This is a genomic window from Anditalea andensis (genome assembly GCF_000714815.1).
GTDB classification, from domain to species: Bacteria; Bacteroidota; Bacteroidia; order Cytophagales; family Cyclobacteriaceae; genus Anditalea; species Anditalea andensis.
On the sequence record NZ_JMIH01000024.1, the window covers coordinates 35,253 to 58,194 of the forward strand.

General features: G+C 35.6%; 17 protein-coding genes. 2 read left to right on the forward strand and 15 right to left on the reverse strand.

Annotated features, from left to right (window positions below):
• Nucleotides 1–835 precede the first annotated feature (835 nt).
• From EL17_RS16615 to EL17_RS16675, 13 genes are all read right to left on the reverse strand, one after another.
• Entirely contained in the window at nt 836–1,408 is a 573-nt protein-coding gene (locus EL17_RS16615) for an LbetaH domain-containing protein (protein ID WP_035076669.1), read from the reverse strand.
• On the reverse strand, nt 1,401–3,755 hold the full coding sequence (locus tag EL17_RS16620; protein WP_051720057.1) for a GumC family protein: 2,355 nt from the start codon (nt 3,753–3,755) through the stop codon (nt 1,401–1,403). The genes EL17_RS16615 and EL17_RS16620 overlap by 8 nt, the downstream gene beginning before the upstream one ends.
• A gap of 34 nt (nt 3,756–3,789) precedes the next feature.
• Nucleotides 3,790–4,560 carry a polysaccharide biosynthesis/export family protein gene (locus EL17_RS16625; RefSeq protein WP_035076672.1) on the reverse strand — a complete coding sequence of 257 codons (771 nt, stop codon included), beginning with the start codon at nt 4,558–4,560 and terminating at the stop codon, nt 3,790–3,792.
• A 245-nt stretch (nt 4,561–4,805) separates the two neighbouring features.
• On the reverse strand, nt 4,806–5,621 hold the full coding sequence (locus EL17_RS16630; protein ID WP_035076674.1) for a glycosyltransferase family 2 protein: 816 nt from the start codon (nt 5,619–5,621) through the stop codon (nt 4,806–4,808).
• Between the two features lie 365 nt (nt 5,622–5,986).
• Nucleotides 5,987–7,132, reverse strand: coding sequence for a glycosyltransferase (locus EL17_RS16635; protein WP_035077562.1), 1,146 nt, complete (start codon nt 7,130–7,132; stop codon nt 5,987–5,989).
• 10 nt (nt 7,133–7,142) lie between these two features.
• On the reverse strand, nt 7,143–7,805 hold the full coding sequence (locus EL17_RS16640) for an acyltransferase (RefSeq protein ID WP_035076676.1): 663 nt from the start codon (nt 7,803–7,805) through the stop codon (nt 7,143–7,145).
• 4 nt (nt 7,806–7,809) lie between these two features.
• Nucleotides 7,810–8,958, reverse strand: coding sequence for a glycosyltransferase (locus EL17_RS16645; protein WP_035076678.1), 1,149 nt, complete (start codon nt 8,956–8,958; stop codon nt 7,810–7,812).
• Nucleotides 8,959–9,036: 78 nt separating this feature from the next.
• Complete coding sequence (locus EL17_RS16650; protein WP_240486008.1) at nt 9,037–10,398, reverse strand: hypothetical protein; 1,362 nt, start codon at nt 10,396–10,398, stop codon at nt 9,037–9,039.
• 5 nt (nt 10,399–10,403) lie between these two features.
• The gene (locus tag EL17_RS16655) at nt 10,404–11,654 is read right to left on the reverse strand and encodes a glycosyltransferase family 4 protein (protein WP_035076680.1); all 1,251 of its coding nucleotides are present in this window, start codon (nt 11,652–11,654) and stop codon (nt 10,404–10,406) included.
• A 46-nt stretch (nt 11,655–11,700) separates the two neighbouring features.
• Entirely contained in the window at nt 11,701–12,783 is a 1,083-nt protein-coding gene (locus EL17_RS16660) for a hypothetical protein (RefSeq protein ID WP_035076682.1), read from the reverse strand.
• Nucleotides 12,784–12,836: 53 nt separating this feature from the next.
• Nucleotides 12,837–13,883 (reverse strand): glycosyltransferase, encoded by a 1,047-nt coding sequence (locus tag EL17_RS16665; RefSeq protein WP_035076685.1) that lies wholly within the window; start codon nt 13,881–13,883, stop codon nt 12,837–12,839.
• Nucleotides 13,867–14,814 carry a glycosyltransferase family 2 protein gene (locus EL17_RS16670; protein ID WP_051720058.1) on the reverse strand — a complete coding sequence of 316 codons (948 nt, stop codon included), beginning with the start codon at nt 14,812–14,814 and terminating at the stop codon, nt 13,867–13,869. The genes EL17_RS16665 and EL17_RS16670 overlap by 17 nt, the downstream gene beginning before the upstream one ends.
• 105 nt (nt 14,815–14,919) lie before the next feature.
• Complete coding sequence (locus EL17_RS16675; protein ID WP_051720059.1) at nt 14,920–16,242, reverse strand: polysaccharide biosynthesis protein; 1,323 nt, start codon at nt 16,240–16,242, stop codon at nt 14,920–14,922.
• 963 nt (nt 16,243–17,205) lie between these two features.
• Here EL17_RS16675 and EL17_RS16680 point away from each other — a divergent pair.
• Entirely contained in the window at nt 17,206–17,949 is a 744-nt protein-coding gene (locus tag EL17_RS16680; RefSeq protein WP_164675128.1) for a WecB/TagA/CpsF family glycosyltransferase, read from the forward strand.
• 70 nt (nt 17,950–18,019) lie between these two features.
• Here EL17_RS16680 and EL17_RS16685 read toward each other — a convergent pair whose 3' ends face one another.
• The gene (locus EL17_RS16685; protein ID WP_035076689.1) at nt 18,020–18,739 is read right to left on the reverse strand and encodes a DUF3784 domain-containing protein; all 720 of its coding nucleotides are present in this window, start codon (nt 18,737–18,739) and stop codon (nt 18,020–18,022) included.
• Nucleotides 18,740–18,870: 131 nt separating this feature from the next.
• A complete protein-coding gene (locus EL17_RS16690; protein ID WP_035076691.1) occupies nt 18,871–19,824 on the reverse strand; it encodes an alpha/beta hydrolase in 954 nt (317 codons plus the stop codon).
• 807 nt (nt 19,825–20,631) lie between these two features.
• On the opposite strand from EL17_RS16690, the gene EL17_RS22730 reads away from it, so the two are divergent.
• Nucleotides 20,632–22,881, forward strand: a complete 2,250-nt coding sequence (locus EL17_RS22730; RefSeq protein ID WP_051720060.1) for a PAS domain S-box protein — start codon at nt 20,632–20,634, stop codon at nt 22,879–22,881.
• Nucleotides 22,882–22,942 lie beyond the last annotated feature (61 nt).

Sequence of the window (22,942 nt, forward strand, 5' to 3'; positions counted from 1 at the left end):
TTTTGATTATTTATATGATTCAAAAAAATATTTTTTTTAAATTTATTTTTTATTTAAATAGATTATTTGGCTGCTTTATAAGTAAAAAGTAAAGTTAGATATATTGGGTATACTTAGTTTATGGTTATAGATAGGTCGTGTTCCCTGTTATGAATGAATTACAATAGGCTCTATTGATTGATAATCACCTCAAATTAATTGTCTTCTGTTCATACACTATTTCGTCCTATGTTTATGTATGGTCAACAGCGCCCATAATACTGAAGCATTTTTATTTTTGGGTGTTGGGTTCAGACCCCTGATTTTTTTTTATCTGAGCTTAGCCCTGAGAAGAACCCAAGAGATGATGTGTATTGAGATTCATTTGATCTAGATCTTGATTAGGGTTTTTTATTTGAATGATTTTATGGGAGGTAATTATATAAGGGAAACCAATTATTATAAAATATAAGGTGGTAAAAAATCTGTCGAATCAGTTCATGTATGCTAAAAATAACACATTTACTATTAGTAGATTAAATATAATTATGTTATGCCGTATTTATTTACAGATTCTGTATCGGTTATGGAAAAAATGACTTTATGTCAATGAAAAGATAATGGATTCTTAGAGGAACTGATATTATATAAGTTATTTATATGCACCTTATGAATTTTATGAAATTTCGGATAAATGCGGGAAGGTCTATTTATTTAGGGATTGCTTACATATTTTGATCTTATATAAAAGAACTAATTTTGATAAAAAGAGGGGTGCGGGAAGTTGGGGTTATATCCATATGTTATACATTTAAGTAAGTTTTTTGAACATTGGAAATTAAAAAAAAATAAGCGGCTAATAGAATAGTGCTTCTTTCGGTATATTTTTAAATAATTTCCTTTCTTTTATAGGAATACAGGGGTGACCTGAACAAACCATCCAACTTGGTAGATTTTTATTGACCACTGATCTGGCACCTATTACGCATCCGTTACCTATGACTACGCCTGGATGTATGAAAACATCGGAAGCAATCCATACTAAATCCCCTATGTGTATTGGTTTAGTTATTAGTGGAAATCCATAATCTGTATAGTCATGGGTACCAGATACAAGGTGAACTCCCTGCGATATGATTGTTCTGTCGCCGATAGTTATACGTCCTTGACAGTATACATTCGCTCCATTTGCGATTGAACTTTGTGTTCCGATTTCAAGGTTCCAGGGGGCCCAGATTTTGGCTTTTGGATATATATGCACACCCTTACCAACTTTAGCCCCGAATAGTTTTAACAATAATGACCTCCACTTAAAAAACGGATGAGGAGTATATTTAAAGAATATCATATAAGTAATATTCCAGCTAACACGGGCCAAACGATTGGAAAGTGAAAAAGAGGGGCCTGTCAATGTATCTTGATTAACCATAAACTTTGGATTTACTACTTTTCCACCATTTTGATGTATTCGTATTTTCTGAATAATAATTATAATAACTGTGTTCTAGATTTTTTATGTCATTCAGTATTATAGAAACATAGGGTATTTTACCTGAATGATATAATTTTTCCAACTTAGATAAAAAATGTAATGGTGAATGATTTACTCTCACAATATATAATATGGTGTCCGAAAATCTGGAAAGTAAATCAGCATCTGTCACGATACCTATAGGGGGAGAATCTACAATAATATAATCATAATTCATTTTTGCATATTTGAATAATTCCTCCACTCTATTATTTAGTATTAACTCTGAGGGGTTTGGAGGGATTGGTCCGGAAGGGATAAAGTGTAGATTGCCATATTCATTTAAGGGGATGACAATGTCTTCAAATGTCAAATCACGATTTACGATAAAATTACAGATTCCTACCTGGGTTTTTAATTTCAGATAATTTGAAATAGAAGGTTTGCGTAAATCAAACTCTAGCAACAAAACTTTTTTATCTGAAATAGCACATACCTTAGCTAAATTTATAGAAGTAAACGATTTTCCTTCACCAGATATGCTTGAAGTGGTCATAATTACTTTCTGGTGGGCAGAAGGCAATAAAAACTGTAAATCTGTACGCAAGGATCTGAATTGTTCGGCTAGGATAGATCTAGAAGTTTTAAATTCAACAGTTTTATCTTTTTTAGGGTAATGACTCAATTCAGCAATTATGTTTATAGAAGTCCGTTTTTCAACATCCCTTCTTTCACTTACTTTACTTTTCGTCACTTCCTTTAAATATACTTTTAAAATAGGTATGGTGAAGGCTATAAAAAATGCCATTATCCAAATTACCCTAGTTTGTGGACTGTGTGGCCACCTGTTTGATAGGGGTTTGTCAATGACTCTTATATTTCCCAAATTTGAAGTGTTTGCTATTGCTGTTTCTTCTCTTTTCTGCAATAAAAAAATGTATAATTCCTGCTTGAGCTGCTGCTGCCGTGATAAGTCTAAATATGCTCTTTCTTTAGCAGGTACCTCTCTTATGTTGTAATCAAGTTTACGCGTATCCTTTTCGATCATATCCCGCTGCGTCTGCAAACGGCGTTTCATGTCTCTCAAGTAATTTAATATATTGGTTCTGATAGAGGATAGTTGCTGGTTGGCATTGAGTACATAAGGATTATTGGGAGTGTAGGAGAGCAAAAGTTTTTCACGCTCTAAGTTCAATGAATTATAACTGGCTATCAGTGTATTGAAACCAGGGTCATCAGCTATAACGGAGCCTGATATAATTTCTGCTGTTCCATCTTCATTAAGTTTGTCAACAAACCCACTTACGATTAAAAGCCTAGATTCTATTTCAGCAAGTTCTTTAGAGCTCTCAGTGCTTCTTTCCAACAGCAGTTTAGACTGTTCGGAAATATTAGCTAAACCACTGCCTTGCATAAAATTCTGTATATTGCCCTCGATGCCTTCTAATTCAGCGCTGACAAACTGTATCCGTTCATCTATGAACGCCATGGTGTTTTCCGCCAGTTTGGTTTTATTAATAATATTTTGTCGTATATATTCACTTATAAAACCCTCCAAAATATACTCTCCTTTGGGAGGGCTGGAGCTGCTTAGTCTTAGGTCTATAACCGAGGACTGTTTGTTGCCCTGCTGAACAGTCAGTCGGGATAGTAAATCAGCGGCACTATTTTGAATACTGTTTATTTCTATTCTGTAAATATTGTTGTCAATATCTGATGGTTTAGCTTTTTTGATTGAAAACTGGCCCAGGTTTCCTATTATGTAAGGAGTGTTGAATTGATATAGAACCCCTTTTTCGAAGTCTTCTTTAGACTTCTCAAACCTAAACTCACTCAAGGAGACCTGTTGAAAATAAAAGTTGTCCTGCTGAAGTGACTCCAACGTTTTTGTCATTTCTAAAACATACGGTGTTTCAAAAATTTCAACTTCACGTAAAGTTCCAATATGATACCATATAAGATTCAGCCTTTGATTTCTGACTAGCTCTTCCATTAATGTCCTGGTTTGTAATATCTCCAGCTCATTCTCTATAGAACCTCTATTTCCCATCAGCATAAAGGCATCTGAGGGCGATTGTGCCCCCGCACCTCCACTTGAATTGCTCTGAGTTGCATCGGCAAAAAGTACTTTTGCATGAGTATAGTAACTAGGTACAGCTTCGTACCGTAGGTAAAGCCATGCTGAGGTAAGACAAATTACCAAGCATGCCAAAAGCAATATCCAGCTGTCTTTTAAACTTTGTATATATGTCATATAATCTAGTCCCAACTGTTCCTGATGCCGGTATTTACTGCCCTTTTCCATTATGAAAAATGTTTATGTATATGATCATTATATATTATAATAGGATAGATGCTGCCAGGACTGAACTGGATATAATCGTGGCTATGATAGCCAAGGCACTTAATCTGGTAGCGTCCGTGGAAGCAATTCTGGCTTTGCTGGGCTCTACATATATTATATCGTTTTGACGAAGGAAATAATAGGGGGAATTAAAAACTTCGGCGTCGTTCAAGTTAAACCTTACCATCTCTTTGCCGTCTTTACCTTCTCTTATGAGCAGGACATTTTCGCGTTTGCCAAAAATGGTTAAATCCCCGGCCATCCCTATCGCATCCAGTATATTGACCTTTTCATTTGGGACAGTATAATTGGAGGGCCTATTTACTTCTCCTATGACAGTTATAGTAAAATTCAAAAATCTAACCTGTACTGCAGGGTCCACATAAAATTTAGCCGCTTTTTTTCTTATCACCTGCCTGGCTTCATAAGTGGTGAGCCCTTCCAGCCGGACGGTTCCTACTACAGGCATTTCTACTTCCCCGTTTTTATCTACAATAAACCCGGGTACCCGAACTTGTCCCCCTGGACTTTGTATAGGAGCTTCCACTGCTGCCGCTTTGACAGAAAGTGATGCTAATGGTTCTGTGGTTTGAATGATGATATCAAGAACATCATCTTGCTGGATTATCGGTTCTGTAAATGATGATTGAGTTATTTTACTGTATTCTGACAGCGGTATGTTTTTAAAGTAGGGTATGTTTTTACTGCTTCGGCAAGAGCTAAGCATTATTAGGGATATTATAAAATAGGTTAGTGTTTTCTTCATAAAATAAAAGTTAATGTTTATAACATTATATAGGTATTGGAATTCCCCTTTAATGACTAGGATCGAATGTTTTGATTTTAATAATTATATTTATGATAAGTTGTGTTGTGTAAAATCATATTAGTTTTGTTAAAGTATTAGTATCAGTGGTATATTTTTTAAAATTTAATTTTGAGGTGAGAAAGATTGTCAAAAAATGAGGGTTTATATTAAGTGTTTTATAGTTTATTTAATGGGTTTTTTTTCTATTTGTTTTTTATCTCATTGCTTCTGATGATTATAAAATATTCATAAATCGATTGTAAAGTAGCATATGTTATGCCCGCTCTGCCATCCAAAAAAGCCCTGTTTACAATGACCATATAAAACCATTTTATGAAAGGTCTACCGGGGAGTTTATAAAACAGTCCTTTTTGATGATAGCGCTTTTCAGTAAAATCTTTACTAAATATGGCTTTCTTTATGGAGAATTCTTTTTTTTCCTGTAGGTCCCTGGTCCGTGTCTCAGCTTCCATGTCAGCATAGCCTAGATGTCGCTGTATCCAGTACCGAAATCCCTTGCTGAACGGATAATGGTCTAAAAATCCATTCATGCGGTCAATTGGACCATCAGGTATTGAAACAGGATTGACTAACCGTTCATAACGCATTTTACCCGGAATAAATAGGCGCAAATAGTAGGGGGATATCTGGGAATGTTTGAGCCACGTGCCGTCCCAAGCAAAATCACGTCTTTGAATTTCATATGCTACAGCTTTGGATTGGGTGAAATCAAATTTTAATAATTCTTTTTTCAGGTTATCAGAAACTCGCTCATCTGCATCGATATAAAGAACCCATTTATTTTGGAAGGGAATATTAGACAAGCCCCAATTTTGATGGGTTGACCAATTATCAAATTTTCGTTGAGTTATTTTTGCACCGGCTGCCTTTGCTATCGGCACTGTATTATCTTCACTGAAAGAATCGTAGAGATGAATATCGTTACTCCATGACACTGAATCTAAACATCCAGGTAAATCCTGCTCTTCATTTTTGGTTAAAATTAAAACTGAAACCATATTAATTTAGTTGTTTGTAATGATGTTAGTTTTAAATCGGGTGTAAATCCAGGTATTATAGGGATATAGATATATAAATTATGTACATTACTATATAGATTATATAATATATTAAATCGAATGTGTACCTGCTATCATGAAGTAAAAATTACTGAATACAGGCTAAAAAGTAAGAATATGAGATGGTTCCGTTTGTCTTGTATGTTATGTTTGGTGTTTATTTTTGGCAAATAAATAATATAATAATAGCCATGGATATCCAATAATGGTATATATTATAATGGAATAAATGACCAATTATTTTTTAATTTAATAAGGAATGTCATTAATGTTATATTATGTTTTTTGCTATTCGGTTTCGATTTTTAATAAACGAAGTTCATTTCAGAAGAAAATTCTCCTTTTACTATTGACTTATATAACAGGTTCATTTTATAGACTACTTTATCTGTAGCATATTTATTTTTGATAAGGTTATATCCATTTTCACCCATTTCCAATCTTTTAGATTCCGATAATCTCATAGCTTCATGAATGGCAGTAGTGAAAGATTGGATGTCATTTTCTATCCACCAGCCACAGTTGTTTGTAATGAGATCTTCCCATGGTGTACCTTTGGAAGCCAATACCGGTACTTTAAATGACAGGGCTTCAGCTATATTCATTCCGAAGTTTTCGAAATGACTGGGTACAGCCAGGTAGGACAATGATGCTATTCGATCATATTTTTCCCTTCCACTTAAAAAACCTGTAAACAGCACATTGGTCAATTGAAGCCTTTGGACTTCATTTTTTAGAAAATTTTCATACTTAATATCCCCAGAACCGATGATAACCAACTCTTCGTTTTGCATCTGATCTTTTAAGTTGTACCAGGCATATATGAGACATTCCACATTTTTACGCGGATCTAATCTGCCTAAATAGCCAATAGATCGTTTTTTGTTCAACTGATATTGAAGATTATTGAAATTATAATCTATTATCCCAATTGGGTTGGGTATGACCGCTATAGGGGCACTTATACCTAAAGATCTTAAATGATTCATTTCTTCCATACATGTTGCATGTATGCAAGTGGCATTATTTAAATCTTTTTTCAAGAACCATCTCCATAAAATTTTTTTGAAAAACTTTCGTTTTTGCAAATCCTGTGGATAAAGCATGCCGTGGGGGCTTATTACAAGCGGTATTTTTTTCTTTCTTGCTATTACTGCTGCTATGTGAGATGGATATTGCCAAACGCCATTGGCATGGTATAGATGATAGTCATTTAGGCTGTCTATTTTCTTTTTGAACTGCTTAGAATAAAGGTAAAATTTTAGTTTCTTGCCCTTTACCGAGAGTATATAATCTTCTTCACTAATCAGCCTATCTCCTTTAGCCGGTTCGTAGCTAAGTATTTCAGTTTCTGTTTTTGATTTTCGTAGACCTGCTACAAGTTCATAAGTGCAAGTAGCTACACCGCCTTCTTTTATCCCCATTCCTGAAACTATATGTAATACCTTCATTTTTTTGAAATCAGTAAACAAATCCATCTTTCCTTAAAAAATACTTAGCGGTCTTGGGAATATCAGATATAGGCTTTGCCGGCACTCCTCCATATAATTTCCACGAATCACGGCAAGCTTTATTAAGAAGAGATTTAGCTCCCAATATGCTATTATCTGGAAGTACAGCCCCTCCAAGTATGACCGTATTGGTTCCTATAAAGCAATAATTTCCTATATGAATCGGTGCGCTATCCTGACGGTTTTCCATGATATTGATAGAATGAGTGAGTATCTGTGAATAATATCCAGCAATGGTCGAATATTTGCCAATGTATACCGAATTAGTACAATCTATATGGTGATTTTTGGTTATGGCTGATTCTTCGTCCAAGAATAATTCTGAAGTTCTACTATATTGGTGGGCAAAATGAAGACTGTCTGACCCAGATGGAAAACCTGTTATCCAATTGCTTCTTCCTACCATAGTTGCTTTTTCCATATGGATTTTATCTAAATGGATGGCAACTGTAAAATGATCTATTTTACTACCGGCTTTCATGATAAGATTTTTCGGAAAAACCCATGCCATTCCTATTTTTGCACTTATGTCTATTTGATATCCAAACCATTTATTTAAAGCCTTTCTTCTCAGTGTCCAGGGCAACAGCAGTGTTATAATTTTTTTTACCATAATTTTAAGCCCTAAATATTTTTAAATACCTTTCAGTCATTATCCTAGTTTCAAACCGCAGTGTGTTTTTAAATCCTTTATTGATCAGTTCCTGTCTTAGACAATCATCTTTTAACAATAGTTTAAAGGCTTTGGCAAATCCTACTGCATCATAAGGGGAATTATAAAGGGCTCCTTCTCCTCCTACTTCTGGCATAGGATATATATCGCTTGCTATCACCGGTGCACCACATGCCTGTGCTTCAATAAGAGGCCATCCAAAGCCTTCCGAAAATGATGGAAATATAAAAGCTTCACATGATGAATATAAGGCTAATAAATGTTCGTGATCAGGTTTGATTACTTCTATAAGTCGATCATATATACCATTTTTTTTGGCATAGGCCTTCAGTTCATCTTCTATAGGATCACCGGCCAAACAGATATACCCTGTCCAATCATCCTTAAGCGTAATAGCCATGTCTAATAACAATTTTCTGTTTTTTCGGAGCAAATCAGAGCCTACATGCAAAATATATGGTGAAAAAGTATTTATTCCGCAATCTGAAAGTAAGGAAGGCTGTTTTTTCAGGGGTTTAAATTCATTATTAAATGAATTGTAGATCACTTCTAACTTTGTGGTTTTACCTTTATTTTTAGCCTTTTCATAATTAATTCTAAGTTCCTCCAAATGAATCTTCGTAAGACTTGATACACAAACTACCCGCTCCGCCTTTAATAGGTTTTGTAATATCCAATTCTGCAATACTTTCCCCATTCTGGTAGATGATATAAAAGCATCCTTGTGTCCAAATGCTCCTCGGATAGCCAGTACATCATGACAGGTAATTGCTTTTCGATTTGCAGGGAGATAAGATAAATATGGTGAATTAGAATGATCGGCCACATGGAAAAAATAATCTTTACGTTTATACTTTGTAAATGATAATTTGAAGGTTAAAATGATAGGGAATACAATCCACTTATCAATATACCCGAACCATTTTCTATATCCAGTATTGGTATGCGTAAAAAACTTACCAAAAAATGAGGCCGGAATCCATATCTCAGTCGATAAGCCTTGGGATCCAAAACCTTTTGCCAATAAATGAACAAATCGGTTCATACTTTCCTGCCTATCTCTGGTATAATTCCCTATCAAAATGATTTTCATTGCTGATTCATATATAAATACCTTTATTATTTTTTATTCAAACCCAATAGCATCTGAAATGTCTATTTGAATTGTATCCTAAAAATACTGAATAGTCTCATCCGGCCTCTTTTTATAGGATGCTATGATCAATCCCCCGATCAATACTGAGAATCCTAAACTTGTGGGTTGCCCCCATTGACCTTGTAAAATAAGCATAAAGCCATTCCCAAAAAGGAGCCAAGGAAGAAAATCTCCTGCTCTTACACATTTGAATGTTTTTACTGCGAATTCCCCTATTAGCACGAGGCGAATGATTATTGCTGCCAACCCAAATAAGAATCCCATTTCACCTATGAGTCTTCCCCATTCTCCTTCATCGATAAGGTACTCGTTTACCCCTCCAGTCAATAACTGGGTGCCAGCATTTGTACCCATGCCTAATCCTAAACCAAAAAAAGGTAATTTCCCTGTATCGGATAAACTATTGAGCATGCCTCCTAAAAATCTATCCAAGAATATTCCTTTAGCACCTCCCTCTACCGCACCGGCCGTTTCCATTCTTACTGAGAAGGCTTCTAAAGCTGTCTTAAAGAAACCTACATTGCTCAAAGCCATAAACAATACGGAAAGACCGACCATTGCCAGTACTATTTTAGGAAGGTACTTGGCATTGAAAGCAGCTGCTATCAGCGCAAAAAAAGCACAAATTCCTACCATTAATAGCAAAGTTCTGCTTATGGATAATGGCACTGCCGCCATTAGACAAATAGTTGCCAAAATGAGTGTTTTTTTATTGACTAAATCTTTTGAAGATAGCCAAAAATAGAAAATATAGGCTGCTGTCAATCCGTAAAACAAAAAGAGGCCATTGATAAAGGAAAAAGTGCCCGGAGGTCTAAAAAATCCCATAGCCCCATCAAATCCTCCACCGGCTTCATTTCCACCTACACCTCTATTTATCCAGGCAGATTGTGGACTATAAAACTGAATGGTCATTAAAACCGTCATGGGTATAGAGACATATAGTAATAATTTTCCTAACAGGACTACATCCTTTCTATCGAATACCTTACCTATGATGAATAGTAAAGGAAACTGGATCCATAATATACGCAGTCCAAAGATAGCGACACTCCAATTGCCATGACCTGATATCATAGTAGCTATAAAGGATATATACCCTATCAACCAAGTTAGCAATACATATTTATGGGCATATAAAAACCCTTTTTTTATACTTAGGTAAAGAATGTAAATGGCAATCGGTTCTCTTACGAGAAGTAAGGGGCCTGACAATGTAGGAAGTATCCATTTTCTTAAAGCACCTTCAAATAGGAGTAAACCGATGTAAATCCAGATAGCATACTTAATAGAAGATACAGATGAATCTTCATTTCCAGATTGACTGAATGAAGTTTTTTCATTTTTTTGATCGGCGTAGGCAATGGTATTTAACACACTTTCTAATAGTTTAGGTGGCTCATATTCCTTATCTCTGATACGATTTTATTCCCGTATGCAGACCATGTGTACTTTTCTGCATGAAGCCTGGCGAGGTTTCCCATCTCCAATACCTTATTTCTATTATTTGCAAACCATTCTATTTTTTCTGCTATTTTCTCCGGAGACCGGATAGGAACCATAAAGCCGGTCAAGCCTTCAATAACCAAATCAGCTCCACCTGTATTTGGTGTGATGATCAATGGCAATCCTCTGCTCATGGCTTCCTGCATCACAAGGGCCCTACCTTCTACTATTGAAGGAAGGCAAAAAACATCACAGGTACCCATCAGATCCAAAACTTCTTGATGCGACCTGCCGGGCTCATAGGTAAAGGAAGAAAATTCCTTTCTATAAAATGACATGTCTGTCAATAGTGTACCCATTACGATTAATTCAACATCTACCCGGTTGAGCTTTTTTATGGCGTTGAACAAATCCCCCAAGCCTTTTCTTTGTCCCATTCCACCTACAAACAAAACCCTGAGTTTGGAATTTTTACTTTCCTTTAATTTCAAATGAGTATAAGATAAAGGTGAACCAAAGGGAGACATAATAATTTTTTTGCTTTTAATTCCTATAGGCAGAGAATCTAACACAAAAGAACCAGGCCCTACCACTACGTCAGCTAAATGAAGCTCCATAGTCTTTCTTTTCAATTTCGCTGGAGAGTCTAGGATACCACCGCCAAGCGTAGGGGCCCAGTCAGGTAATCTATCAGCTTCTTCTTCCAGCAATTTTTTGGAAAACTCCCAATAGGCTATTGGTAAATCGTATATACACTTAATGCCAAGTTTTTTGGCTACAGTAAAAGTGGCTAAAGCACCATCTTCGTAAGCATAAACGAAATCTATGTTTTTGCTATGATGCATCCGTTCAAGTGTATTTGCAACTTTAAGGTCGAGATTTTTATATACCGCATCTATGGACGCCAATCCTTTTTCATGCTTTACCAAAGATTTTAATCCAAGCTTGGGGAAGAGTAGCCGTGCTAATTCCAGCATGGGAAAAGTAGTTATCATTTCGCCGGGTATATCAAAGTTTCTTCTCAGTAATTCGGTTCTGATCTTATAGGGCAGTAATTTAAGATAAGATGCATTTCTATCTGGTGCAATAGTAGTGGCGTAACCGGACAATATTCCTTGTTGATTAAAAGCTTCCAATATTGCTCTTACATTACTATTTCCCGTAGGATGGGTGACATAGATATTCATATTACAGCGGAATGGCGGACATAGATATAAAAAAGTCAAATATTAGTTAAGGGTTCATCCATGAATTGAAATCCTTTCCTATGGCCTCCCAACTTCTATTTTTCCAAAACCAATCGTACAATGCCTGACTTTTTTCTGAAATGCTTCCTGATTTTAATTCATGTTTGAGTTCATCAGGTCTTATGATATATTTACCAGGTGGATCTACTAATGTTAGTGGTACTTCACAAACTACAGGCACACCGTGGGCCGCCAATGAAGCAAATGATCCTGATTTGCTCAAGCTGTCGGCATTTTGGCCAACCAAAGCCACCTCTGAGGTTAAAAAGTAATCTGTGATATCGTTTCCAAACAATGGTCCAGTCTGGATAAGGACGCCTTTTCCAAATATGGTATTGGCTATATTTAGTTCTTGTTGGCTATATTTAGTATCTATTGGGCCAATAGCTATCAGCTGATGAATAAATCCAGACTTATGACAATCATACAGAATGTTCTTAAATTTATCGATCGTCCATAACCTTGTATGAGGTAATCCAAAAACCACCCATTGTCCGGGTTTACGTACATGTTTGAATGCCATATGGCATTCGTTAGGGATAATATTTGTTCCGATGATACTTCTATGTACCTCTTTGCCTGGCTTGATAGTAGATATAAGGTTTTTCTGGTCTGCAGTGAATGCTGCCACATCATCTGCCATTTTAAGAATGGATTTGCCACTTATTGAGTACAAACTGTTTAGGATTTTATGGTGTATTTTTAAATCTATCGAGTTGTTCCATAATTCGTGAATAAGCACATATATCCTGTTAGACTTATTTTCTTTTTTCAATCTTTTTAAACGTTTTAATAAGCTTATAGGCATACCAAAGCTTTGGTAGGCAGTAGGTGTGTAATTAAGCATGATATCATGGGGAGTATTGGAAGATAGCGCGCGATCCAGCAAGGTTTCCCAATGCTCGATTATGGGCCCTCCTTTTTGAGTCAAATTCATGGGTAGAAGTGCTACTCCTAATTCAACTTTATCATAATATGTCTGAAGTTGAAGGGCTACATTATAGCAATAATCACTCATTCCACAAACTTCAGGAGGCGCTGACCTAGATAATACAATTAGATTTTTCATGCAATTGATATGGGAAAGAATGGTATAAAAAATTACTTGGCTTAATACTAGGATTATGATGTGAGAAAAGCATTTCTATAAAATGAGATGTCTTTTAAAAAATGTTTTAATGATTCTTTGCTTAACATTGCTGCATTACCATATTCCTCTTCATTCATACTGGCAGCTATCTGCATACAGCGTTTTAGATCTTCTACGTCTCCCGGGATAGCAAGGAGGGCACTAGGCCCCCCCGATTCTGGTAAGCCGCCATCTATAGTTACTATGGCAGGAACTCCCACATTTCTGGCTTCAATTGGAGTCAATCCCAGATCCTCCTGGGTATTTGCTGGGGCCAGTAACCACTTGCTGTTTGCTATAAACTTATATTTTTTTTCATCTGATACAAACCCGGGTAAGGAAACTATTATTTTGAGTTCTTTAACCAGTTCTAGTACCTCTTCTTTTAAGGGGCCATCTCCCAAGATTGTCAGCGGGTGTTCGTTTTTATCAAAATTTGAAAGTGCATATGCCTGCAAAATTTCCTTGATTCCCTTATTTTTAATCCATCTTCCCACAAAAATAAATCCTTTCCTGTTTTCTATAGGAGCTTCTTTCGTAGGTAGGTTACAGACCGTAGGTATACAGCTGCTTTTCAAACTTTTTTGTTTGGGTTCCCAGCTATTCCATACAAAATGGGAATTGAACCATCTTTGGGTAGCCATTTTAATGGTCCATGACCAAAGCATCGAATGAAGGCTTATTCCTTCCATTTTCCTGTTGTGTACTGTCAAGAATATTTTTTTTTGCCTACAATACGCAGGGATTATTATATCGGGTGGCATGTTTTGAGCATGGACCACATCCGCCCATTTGATCAAATTAAACAAGTTTTTTGTACCACGGTGAACATACTGCGTATTTGGACAGGCCTTTATAGCCATTTGCTTAAGATGTGGGTTAGGCACAGCTCCTTTGACCATTTTATAGCAAAGGCATACCTCAAATTCTGTCCACTCACAGGCTGCTTTTGCTATCGTCATCATAAATGCTTCTATTCCACCATAGACACCCTGTGATGCTCCTATGATAAGGAGTTTTACTTTAGTTGGCTCTTCCATGAATAAGCATTAAAGAAGCATAGATCAGTTGTATGATCCTTTTAAATCCACCCAAAGTAAAAATTTTATCCCGGTGAAACGGAGAAAAATAGATGGACCAGCCATCAGATACCTTCCCTTTTTGGATAGCTTCCACTACAGCAGGAGCAGATTTTCTGGATAAAGCTATTTGTACCAGCCTATCCCTGTCCAGGCTTGACCTGTAGTAGGGCAATATTAATTTATAAGCCCGATATGCAAAATCTGTATTTGATAAGGATATGGAATTTTTTGTTAATCTGTATTTAGAGGTGAACCTGTCCAAATAGCCAAGTTTGTATCCCGCTAATCCTATTCTAAAACCAAAATCAAAATCACAGGCATCACCCACTTCAGGTGCGTTTCGATAGGAAATTTGTTTTGCAATTTTCGTCCTAAGTAAGTATCCATTGTTTGGGATTTGCTGGATAAGGCCTGCTTCAAAACTATTGATATTATTTCCTTCATATGTTGGTGTCCTGAAATAAAGATTATTAAAATAATCAGAATGCTCCAAATCAATTTTATCTGACTCATCTATAAGATATTGTTTTCCGTATACCATATCTATATGTGGGTAGGAGGATATATAATCTGTCATATCCTTCAAGGCAGTATTCACCAGCATATCATCATCGTGAAGCAAAACAAACCATTCACTATGTGTAAGGGCAATGAGGGCATTTACATTGTTGGCCTGGCCCTTAGACACAGGATGTTTATGATAATTGATTTTAACTGGCAGATGATTGGTTTGCACCAATTGTTCTACCAATAGCTTACTGGCTTCATTTTTCGAATCATCACCTATGATAATTTCTGAAGGCAAAAATGTTTGATCTAGGCAGCTTCTTATAGCCCGGATCAAAAAATCAGGTCGATTGTATGTAGGAATACAAATACTTATAGTCATGAAACCCTATATTTAAGACGATCATTTGAAAAACATTATAATTTTATACTGAAGTTATTATAGGCTATGCTTGGGCTCTTTCTTTTAATGCTTAGCTATAGTTCACTATGTCCTATAGGGCAATGTGGAACTTTTAAGGGTTTTGTTATAACAATAGACAATTAAAGTCAAGGCTTGAGTAGATGCCACTACTATTCCGAAATATAAAGCGCCCTGCAAAGTACCCATATCGAAAACAATAATTGAAACTGTAGTCGAGATGATGCTTATCAAGATATAAATCATTGGATGAATGATCCAACCTCGACTGGTATTTAAGGCAAAAAAGCACTGGGTGAGTAAAGAAGCACAGCTTCCCCCAATCGATAAAAGCAATTCTTTGTTTAAACCTTTGTATTCATCGCCTAATAACCAAAGTATGGGTGATGAACCAAAGTAGGCTGTAGTGAGTATCAAAATAACTAATACGATCAACAATACCGAAACCGATAGTAGATATTTTTTCAGTATTATCTTGGACTCAGGTAACCGGGCAAATCTCGGTGTGAAAAGCATATTGAATATCATTATAAAAACAGTTACTATGGTACCGATTCTGGCCAAAGCACCAAGACTAGCCAGGGCTACTGTGGATCCTATAAATGAAATTATCCAATAGGTTATCTGACTGCTCAAACAATAATAGATCGTTTCGGGTAGCATTCTGTTAACTTTCTGTAAAATTTTTTTTCTTATCTGAATACTGGTTTCTTTTGTTTCCTCCGCGTTTTGATAGGCTAATTTTTTTATACCAATATTTCCTATGATCTGTGGTATGCCACTGGCGATTATAGCCACAGCTGTAAAGGGGAAAATAAAAATTATGGAAACTGTCATTAGAAGCCTCCCCGCTGCGACTCCTATCTGATTTTTTTGCAATGGCTGGACGGTTTGATTTAACCTAGGTATGATATTGAGCAGCGAGCCAGATAATGCTGCAAAAAATGCTGGTAGTATGGCAGCTATGATTAAAAAGGTATTCACCCAGGAAGCATCCTGGTTTCTTAGTAAGTATAGTAGTATTGGAACTGCTATCATTAAACTCACAAATGCAAATTTTCTGCGTAATGCTAAACCCGTCTGCAGTACGATACCTAATTTGGACTTTTCTTGCCAAACCTTTCCTCCTTCAGACATTACACCTGCTGATATGCCGCCATCAGTTAATGCTATCATGGCTCCTAACATGGTATTTGCCAGGGTATAATAGGCATACTCTTCAATTGAAAGCATGCGGATTATTATAATCCCACAAATTAACCCCAATGCTTGGATGAGTCCTTGGGCTCCTCCGGTAAATAGAACCAATTTTATCAAATTACCATATTGGTGATAATTGATCGTTCTTTTGCTTTGGATTACCGGTGTGTTAACGATTTCCTTAAACAAGTCTTTTATTCGTAAAAGTTTTGAGAATTTTTACTTCACACTTATTGGGCAGAGGAGACCTTGCTGAATAAGAAGCTACTATTTTTAGGTAGGGGGTACTATGGGTTACAGCTTCGCCCGGTCAATACCATTTTGCAGATATTTTAGGTCGGGATTAATAATTAAATATGGACTGATATAAATAGTACCCTTAACAATTTTCTTTTTGTTTAAGGTAATATTACGTGTTAGGGATACCAGTTTAGGTCTCTCTAATAAGAATGTTGGTATTTTGGGCTGTTAATTGATATGTAAGTCAAAAATTATAATACGAAATACATTTTATTTTATATTATATGGATTTAAAATTGGAAATAACTTTAGATTTAATCATTTCTTTTCGGTAAGTGGGCTTAATTTATAGACCAGTGAGGGTATCTCTACGGTGAAATATTATATTTCAGGTGATTACCACTATCAAAATATCTCTAAATATCTATGGGTAATAAACTCACCATATTATCAATGGGCAGTATTTTCGTTACCATCTCTCATGGAATAAGATCAGTTTTAGTAGTAATATGGTAAGGGTATGCTAAGTGAAGTAAGGTGTCAGGCCTTTGTGACTAGTATTAATTATTAATGTCAGTTTTTTTTAGTCAGTCATATTTGACCATACTACGCGAGAAGCAATACATGACCAAGTATGTAGCATGTTTTTTTAATTGAAATAAAATATAGGCCTCTCACATCTTAATCTGAGACATACTGCCATTGCTAAACCTGAAAATTTCAACTAAAGTAAAAGATCCATATACCATAAGTTTGGGTATTCATTAAGTAGATTCATGGGGTAGATTTTCTACAAGATTGCTTGACTTTATTTCTCCCTAATTCGCATAATGATAATGGCAACTCATCGAAAATTCCTTTTTGCAAGTGGGCTAAAACATAAGTTTGACATGTATAAAAATGGACAAGCCTATGAAATCCAACGTTATAAATATTTTAGGAATTGATTTTTTTAATGGACATGTGAAAGAGGTAGTCGAGAATTTAAAAAAAGGAGGACTTTTGGTGGTTCCTTCAGGGCCTGGTCTGGCCTCTATATCAAGTGATATCACCTATTATAGATCGCTAAAGGCAGCTGATGTAGTAATTGCCGATAGTGGATATATGGCATTGATATGGAATACCACCCATTCTAAAAAGGTGAATAGAATATCTGGACTTGAATTTTTAAACACATTTTTTTCTGATGAAGAGATTCGCAAGGATTCTGATATTTTATTAGTTAATCCAAGAGAAATTGAAGCTGCGCTTAATTTGTCCTATTTAAACGGTAATGGGTTTAGTGTTTCGAAAGAAAACTCTTATATAGCCCCCATTTACGGAAAAGAAAATATAGAGGATGAAGCTTTGATGAAGTTATTGGAAGAAAAAAAACCAAGATATGTAATCATAAATCTAGGTGGAGGGGTCCAGGAAATCCTAGGTGCATACCTGAAAAACAATCTCAGTTATAAACCTGCTATAATATGTACAGGTGCGGCCATTGCTTTTCTTACCGGTGAACAGGCACATATCCCTTATTGGGCCGATAAACTTTTTCTGGGCTGGCTGATGAGGTGTATAGAAAAACCTAAACAATTTGTACCCAGATATATAAATGCATTAAAACTTGTGACTATTATGTTGCAGTATAATCCTAAAACTCAGATTAATTGATAGCATAAAAAATATAATAATCCCTATAATAGTTGATCATCTAAACTGATAAAATTGGTATTAAATATGATCACTCTTCTACTATGGCAGCTAAGCGCTCAAAAATACTTTCAGTATCTTTTTGTTGCATATAATTGATTATAATTATCTCTTCATCTATCGTAGAAATGATCAAATAGGGGCCTTGTTTTGAATGGACCAGTAACCGGCTTTTGCCGAATCCATCAACAGTAAAAAAACCTTTTCTTATAGGTCCTAAACTTAACCCGTTTGTGCGGCCCCTAATGCCGGGCCTTTTGCCGGTCAATTTGACATTTTCTATTTTAGCATAGTCTATTTCTGTACCGTACATACCGGTGAATTTTATTGAATCTTGATGGAAATGAACGCTGGAGGGGATTAATCCGTAGCCTATACCTCCTATTGAAAATACAAGTACAAACCCAGCAAAATAATTTTTTAGCTTTGACTTTGTATCTTTATCTTTATTTTGGTCAAAACGGTTAGCTCGTATTACGATATACATAATGCCAATTAATATTACGATAAGAATAAAGGTATTGGCTATCATAATCATACCTATCCATTTAAATGTGTAGTATCCAAAAATGATTATCAATCCTATGGCAATAAATCCATTGCGTATATAGGTCGATAATCCTTCAATATCCACATTGTCTTTTTGGGCTTTGGTCATCGTATTGTACCCTGAGATGAGGTTAGGGAATAATTTCACGAAAAAACCTGTACCAATTATCAACATGCCTGCTATTAACCCTGTTAAATCCATTATATGATGATTAAATGTGAAGTAAAGTAAAGGTGTTGAAAAATTGAGAACACTGGTTTGGTTTTTTTTGAATCTGGATTTTAAAACATCATTTCAGTATTACTGATAATATTAGAGTTTTTACCTACAGATTATTTTTTGATGAAGTCTTTTATTACGCTTATCAATTCATCCGAAATGGGTAAAGTAGGATTGTTATAAGTAGCTATATTGGCCTGTCTGTCTCCCTCTACTATCTTGAAAATGTGGTTCATATTATCAATAATAGCCAATTGGGCCGTGTGGTTTGCCTTTGAAAGATATGTAGCTTCTTCTGTAGATACTTGAATATCATTTGTTCCCTGTATTATAAGGGCCGGAATGGGAAGTCGGTTTACTTCATTTAATGGGTCATAATTAAACCAAGAAATCATGTATGGCTGTACGCTTGGCCTGAACAATGAATATAACATGGGATTCACATTTTCTACTGTTTTCCCACTTTTTAAACTGTCAATAATAGGAAAGGATGCATCCTGGATTTCCTTCGGTTGGCCGCTTAATTGTTCTTTTAAGATTTTGTCTGCAGACTGTCCGGCCCCAGAGATAGAGATAAATTTGTCTGCATGAGTGGCCGCTATCATACCAATCAAAGAACCCTCACTATGTCCGATAACAACGACATCCGAAAACCGCGTATCTTCATTTAGCAAGGATATCCATTCTTTTGCATCAGTTATATAATCTTCAAATCGAATATCTACTTCGTTTTTTCCAGCTAGCCTACTTTCCGCAATTCCCCTCTTGTCAAATCTTAACGTCGCAATGCCGTATTGTGATAAGGCAATTGCAAGCATTTTCAACGAATTGTTTTTCATCATTGGAATGTTTCCGTCTCTATCGGTCGGTCCAGATCCCGCTATTATCAATGCCACAGGTATGTTTTCAGATTTTTCAGGTGTCATCAATGTACCGAAAATATCTCCCGTTTTTGTTTTTAAGGTGATTTTCGTTTCTATAAAAACGGTGTCATTGGAGTCCTTAATAGATGCGTAAAGAAATGATGAACTTAAAAATAGGACTAAAACAATAATTGCTTTTTTCATTTTGATCTTTATAATAATGATTTCGGATATTTAAAGTATGCTATATGTATTTTTATTATGATGTCTCTTTTTTATTGAAAACTATTAAGGAACTCTATTGGCAATTATACCATCAACTTCCTATAGATAATCATATTAAAATAAAGATAAGGATAAATTTTATTTAAATAAAACGCCTATGATTAAATGGTATAGGATAAAATTAAAAATTTAATATAGATATAAAATGGAACTGCGTAATTTTAATTGAGTGTTTATTTAGGTTTGACAAATAGAGTAATATAAATTTCTAAGTGATCTAATAATAACTTCTCAATAGACCATATATCATAGGGGGGTGGTGAATAAAATGTTTGTTACATGAATTATCAGTACTTTCTTTAATCTGAACTTAATCCCACTATAGGCTCATAACAGGAAGGTATTCGTCCTGTAGTCACCATCAGCGATATTTACTCAATAAACCTTCTGACTAAATATCTTAAAAATTCTTTTAATTCTCTTGTTCTAAATTTATTTTGATAAATGTATTATATAATCAAATTAATGTATATGATTAATATAATCTTGATATTTAAAATAATATTTTATCATGATGGTTTAGCGCCGAATTTTCTAATAAATAAATTTTTGCTATCCTTACATGTAAATAGGAGTCATGATCTGATTATCCAAAGTGGATTTAAAAAAGGAACAGTTTATATGGGGTAGCAAAACTTTGTAATGAAGATTCCTTTGGAATAAAATTCAAATATCATTCTAAACAAATTATCCTCCTAATTTCAAATCAGCATAGCACCGTATCATATGAACAGTGAAGTATTGAACAATAACAATGAAAAATGCTTTAAAGCGATCGTGGAGCATAGTAATGATGTAATATCTATTCTTTCGTCTGAAGGGAAGTATGTGTATGTTTCACCATCCATAGGGAAAGTTTTGGGATATTCTGACAATGAGGCTATGATGTTAGATGTGCACACACTTACACATCCAGATGAGAAGGCTATTTTAATAGAGGCATGGAATAAAATGCTGAATACAGTCGGCATAGCTATTTCGGTGCAGCCCTGTCGTATAAGGCACCGGGATGGGACATGGCGCTGGATAGCATCTTCGATAACTAATTTATTACATCACTTGGATATAAATGGCGTTCTACAATCTTTTAGGGACATAACAGACAGTGTGGCTTTAACAAATCAAAACTTGTTTGATAAAAACAACTTGGAAGCGCTGATCAATAATACACATGATTTTATGTGGAGTGTTGATCGAAATTTTAAACTGATTACCACCAATAATGCTTTTGTGGAAGTAATTAAAAAATTTACCGGAAATTCTGTAAGTAGGGGAGACTCAGTATTTATAGACGGATTTTCAAAAGATCAACACGATAAATATAAAAAAATTTTTGAAAGGGTATTTGAAGGAGAAGTGATTAAGGAAGTAGAATATAGAGATCAGCCCATAGAGGGCTGGTCTGAAATAAAATATTACCCTATTTGGGATAACAATACCGTCATTGGTGCTGCATGCCACTCAAAAGATATTTCCTCTATAAAAAAAGCAGAGCAAAGGCGTAGGTTTGATAAAAACAATCTGGATGCACTGATCAATAGTACGGTAGATATTATGTGGAGTATGGATAGTAACCTCGGTTTGATAACATATAATCAGCCATTTAGGAATTTGGTGTGCAATTTTACAGGCAAAGAAGTTGAGAGGGGAATGAATATTTTTGCCATGGATATGCCTTCAGAAATATCTCAAGACTTAGTGTTTAGGTATAAAGAATATCACCGGAGAGGGTTGTCAGGAGAAGTTTTTTCTGTCGTTGACCATTTTAATTTTCCCCGAGAAATGTGGTTACAGGTATCGTTTCACCCCATTCGCTTAGAGGATGCCATCATAGGGGTGGCATGCCATTCTCAGGACATCACCGAGATAAAGAAAGTGGAACAAGAGCGCATTCGGAATGAAACCCGTTTAAAAGAATCCCAAGCTTTAGCCAAACTCGGCCACTGGGAACTGGATTTAGTGACTGGTGAATCCTTGTGGTCTGAGGAATCCTGTAGGATTTATGGTGTGCCTGTGGAGGACAACCGTCAATCATTTGAAACATGGTTATCATTTATCCATCCTGATGATATGACGTATGTCATGTCAGAAATAGAAAAATCTCAGAAAACATTCAGTGATTCAGGTATGTCTCATCGCATCCTATTGAGGGATGGCACAGTGAAGCATATATCTTCTAAAACTAAGTTTGAATTTGACCATACTGGTAAAGTACCGGTTGGGATATATGGGGTAGCCTATGATATCACTGCTGAAAAAGTGGCCGAAATGCAGCTAAAACAAAAAGCAAGGGAGTTAGAGCTTATAAATGCAGAACTGGAGCAGTTCGGCTACGCTGTTTCGCATGATTTACAGGAACCGCTGCGTATGGTTACCAGCTTTTTAAGCCAGTTGGATAAGAAATACAAAGATGTACTGGATGATAAAGGAAAACAATATATATATTTTGCAGTAGACGGTGCCAAGCGGATGCGGCAGATTATCCTGGATATGCTGGAATATTCTAGAGTGGGTAAAACCAATGAAGCGACAGTGGAAGTAGATTTGAGCGAAGTGATGGAAGGGATAAAAGTTTTGCTAAAAAGCCAAATCGAAGAGAAGAAAGCTATAGTTCAATATGAAAAACTTCCTGTTATCCGCTCAAAAAAAGCACCTATAAACCAGGTATTTCAAAATCTGATTGGCAATGGACTAAAATATACAGCAGAAGAGGTCATTCCACATATTATAATTGAGGTAAAAGATAATAAAAAGCAATGGATAATCTCAGTTTCGGATAATGGAATAGGAATCAATGAGGCTCATTATGATAAAGTATTCGCAATATTTCAAAGGCTCCATAATAAGGAGGAATATTCAGGTACCGGTATTGGTCTGGCCCTAACTAAAAAAATTATAGACCATCTAGGTGGGGAGATATGGCTTGAATCAGAAGAGGGAAAAGGAAGTGTTTTCTTTTTTACATTGCCAAAGTAAGCTGCATAGGTGAGGGGTTAACTGAAATTCTATTGTTAAAATTTATTTGTACAAACTATTA

What these genes read in the sequence shown, in the direction of transcription:
- EL17_RS16680 (WP_164675128.1), top strand. Translation starts at nt 17,206, where the DNA reads ATGAAATCCAACGTTATAAATATTTTAGGAATTGATTTTTTTAATGGA.
- EL17_RS16640 (WP_035076676.1), bottom strand. Translation starts at nt 7,805, where the DNA reads ATGGTAAAAAAAATTATAACACTGCTGTTGCCCTGGACACTGAGAAGA.
- EL17_RS16615 (WP_035076669.1), bottom strand. Translation starts at nt 1,408, where the DNA reads ATGGTTAATCAAGATACATTGACAGGCCCCTCTTTTTCACTTTCCAAT.
- EL17_RS16620 (WP_051720057.1), bottom strand. Translation starts at nt 3,755, where the DNA reads ATGGAAAAGGGCAGTAAATACCGGCATCAGGAACAGTTGGGACTAGAT.
- EL17_RS16625 (WP_035076672.1), bottom strand. Translation starts at nt 4,560, where the DNA reads ATGAAGAAAACACTAACCTATTTTATAATATCCCTAATAATGCTTAGC.
- EL17_RS16660 (WP_035076682.1), bottom strand. Translation starts at nt 12,783, where the DNA reads ATGAAAAATCTAATTGTATTATCTAGGTCAGCGCCTCCTGAAGTTTGT.
- EL17_RS16665 (WP_035076685.1), bottom strand. Translation starts at nt 13,883, where the DNA reads ATGGAAGAGCCAACTAAAGTAAAACTCCTTATCATAGGAGCATCACAG.
- EL17_RS16630 (WP_035076674.1), bottom strand. Translation starts at nt 5,621, where the DNA reads ATGGTTTCAGTTTTAATTTTAACCAAAAATGAAGAGCAGGATTTACCT.
- EL17_RS16635 (WP_035077562.1), bottom strand. Translation starts at nt 7,132, where the DNA reads ATGAAGGTATTACATATAGTTTCAGGAATGGGGATAAAAGAAGGCGGT.
- EL17_RS16690 (WP_035076691.1), bottom strand. Translation starts at nt 19,824, where the DNA reads ATGAAAAAAGCAATTATTGTTTTAGTCCTATTTTTAAGTTCATCATTT.
- EL17_RS16645 (WP_035076678.1), bottom strand. Translation starts at nt 8,958, where the DNA reads ATGAAAATCATTTTGATAGGGAATTATACCAGAGATAGGCAGGAAAGT.
- EL17_RS16670 (WP_051720058.1), bottom strand. Translation starts at nt 14,814, where the DNA reads ATGACTATAAGTATTTGTATTCCTACATACAATCGACCTGATTTTTTG.
- EL17_RS22730 (WP_051720060.1), top strand. Translation starts at nt 20,632, where the DNA reads ATGAACAGTGAAGTATTGAACAATAACAATGAAAAATGCTTTAAAGCG.
- EL17_RS16685 (WP_035076689.1), bottom strand. Translation starts at nt 18,739, where the DNA reads ATGGATTTAACAGGGTTAATAGCAGGCATGTTGATAATTGGTACAGGT.
- EL17_RS16655 (WP_035076680.1), bottom strand. Translation starts at nt 11,654, where the DNA reads ATGAATATCTATGTCACCCATCCTACGGGAAATAGTAATGTAAGAGCA.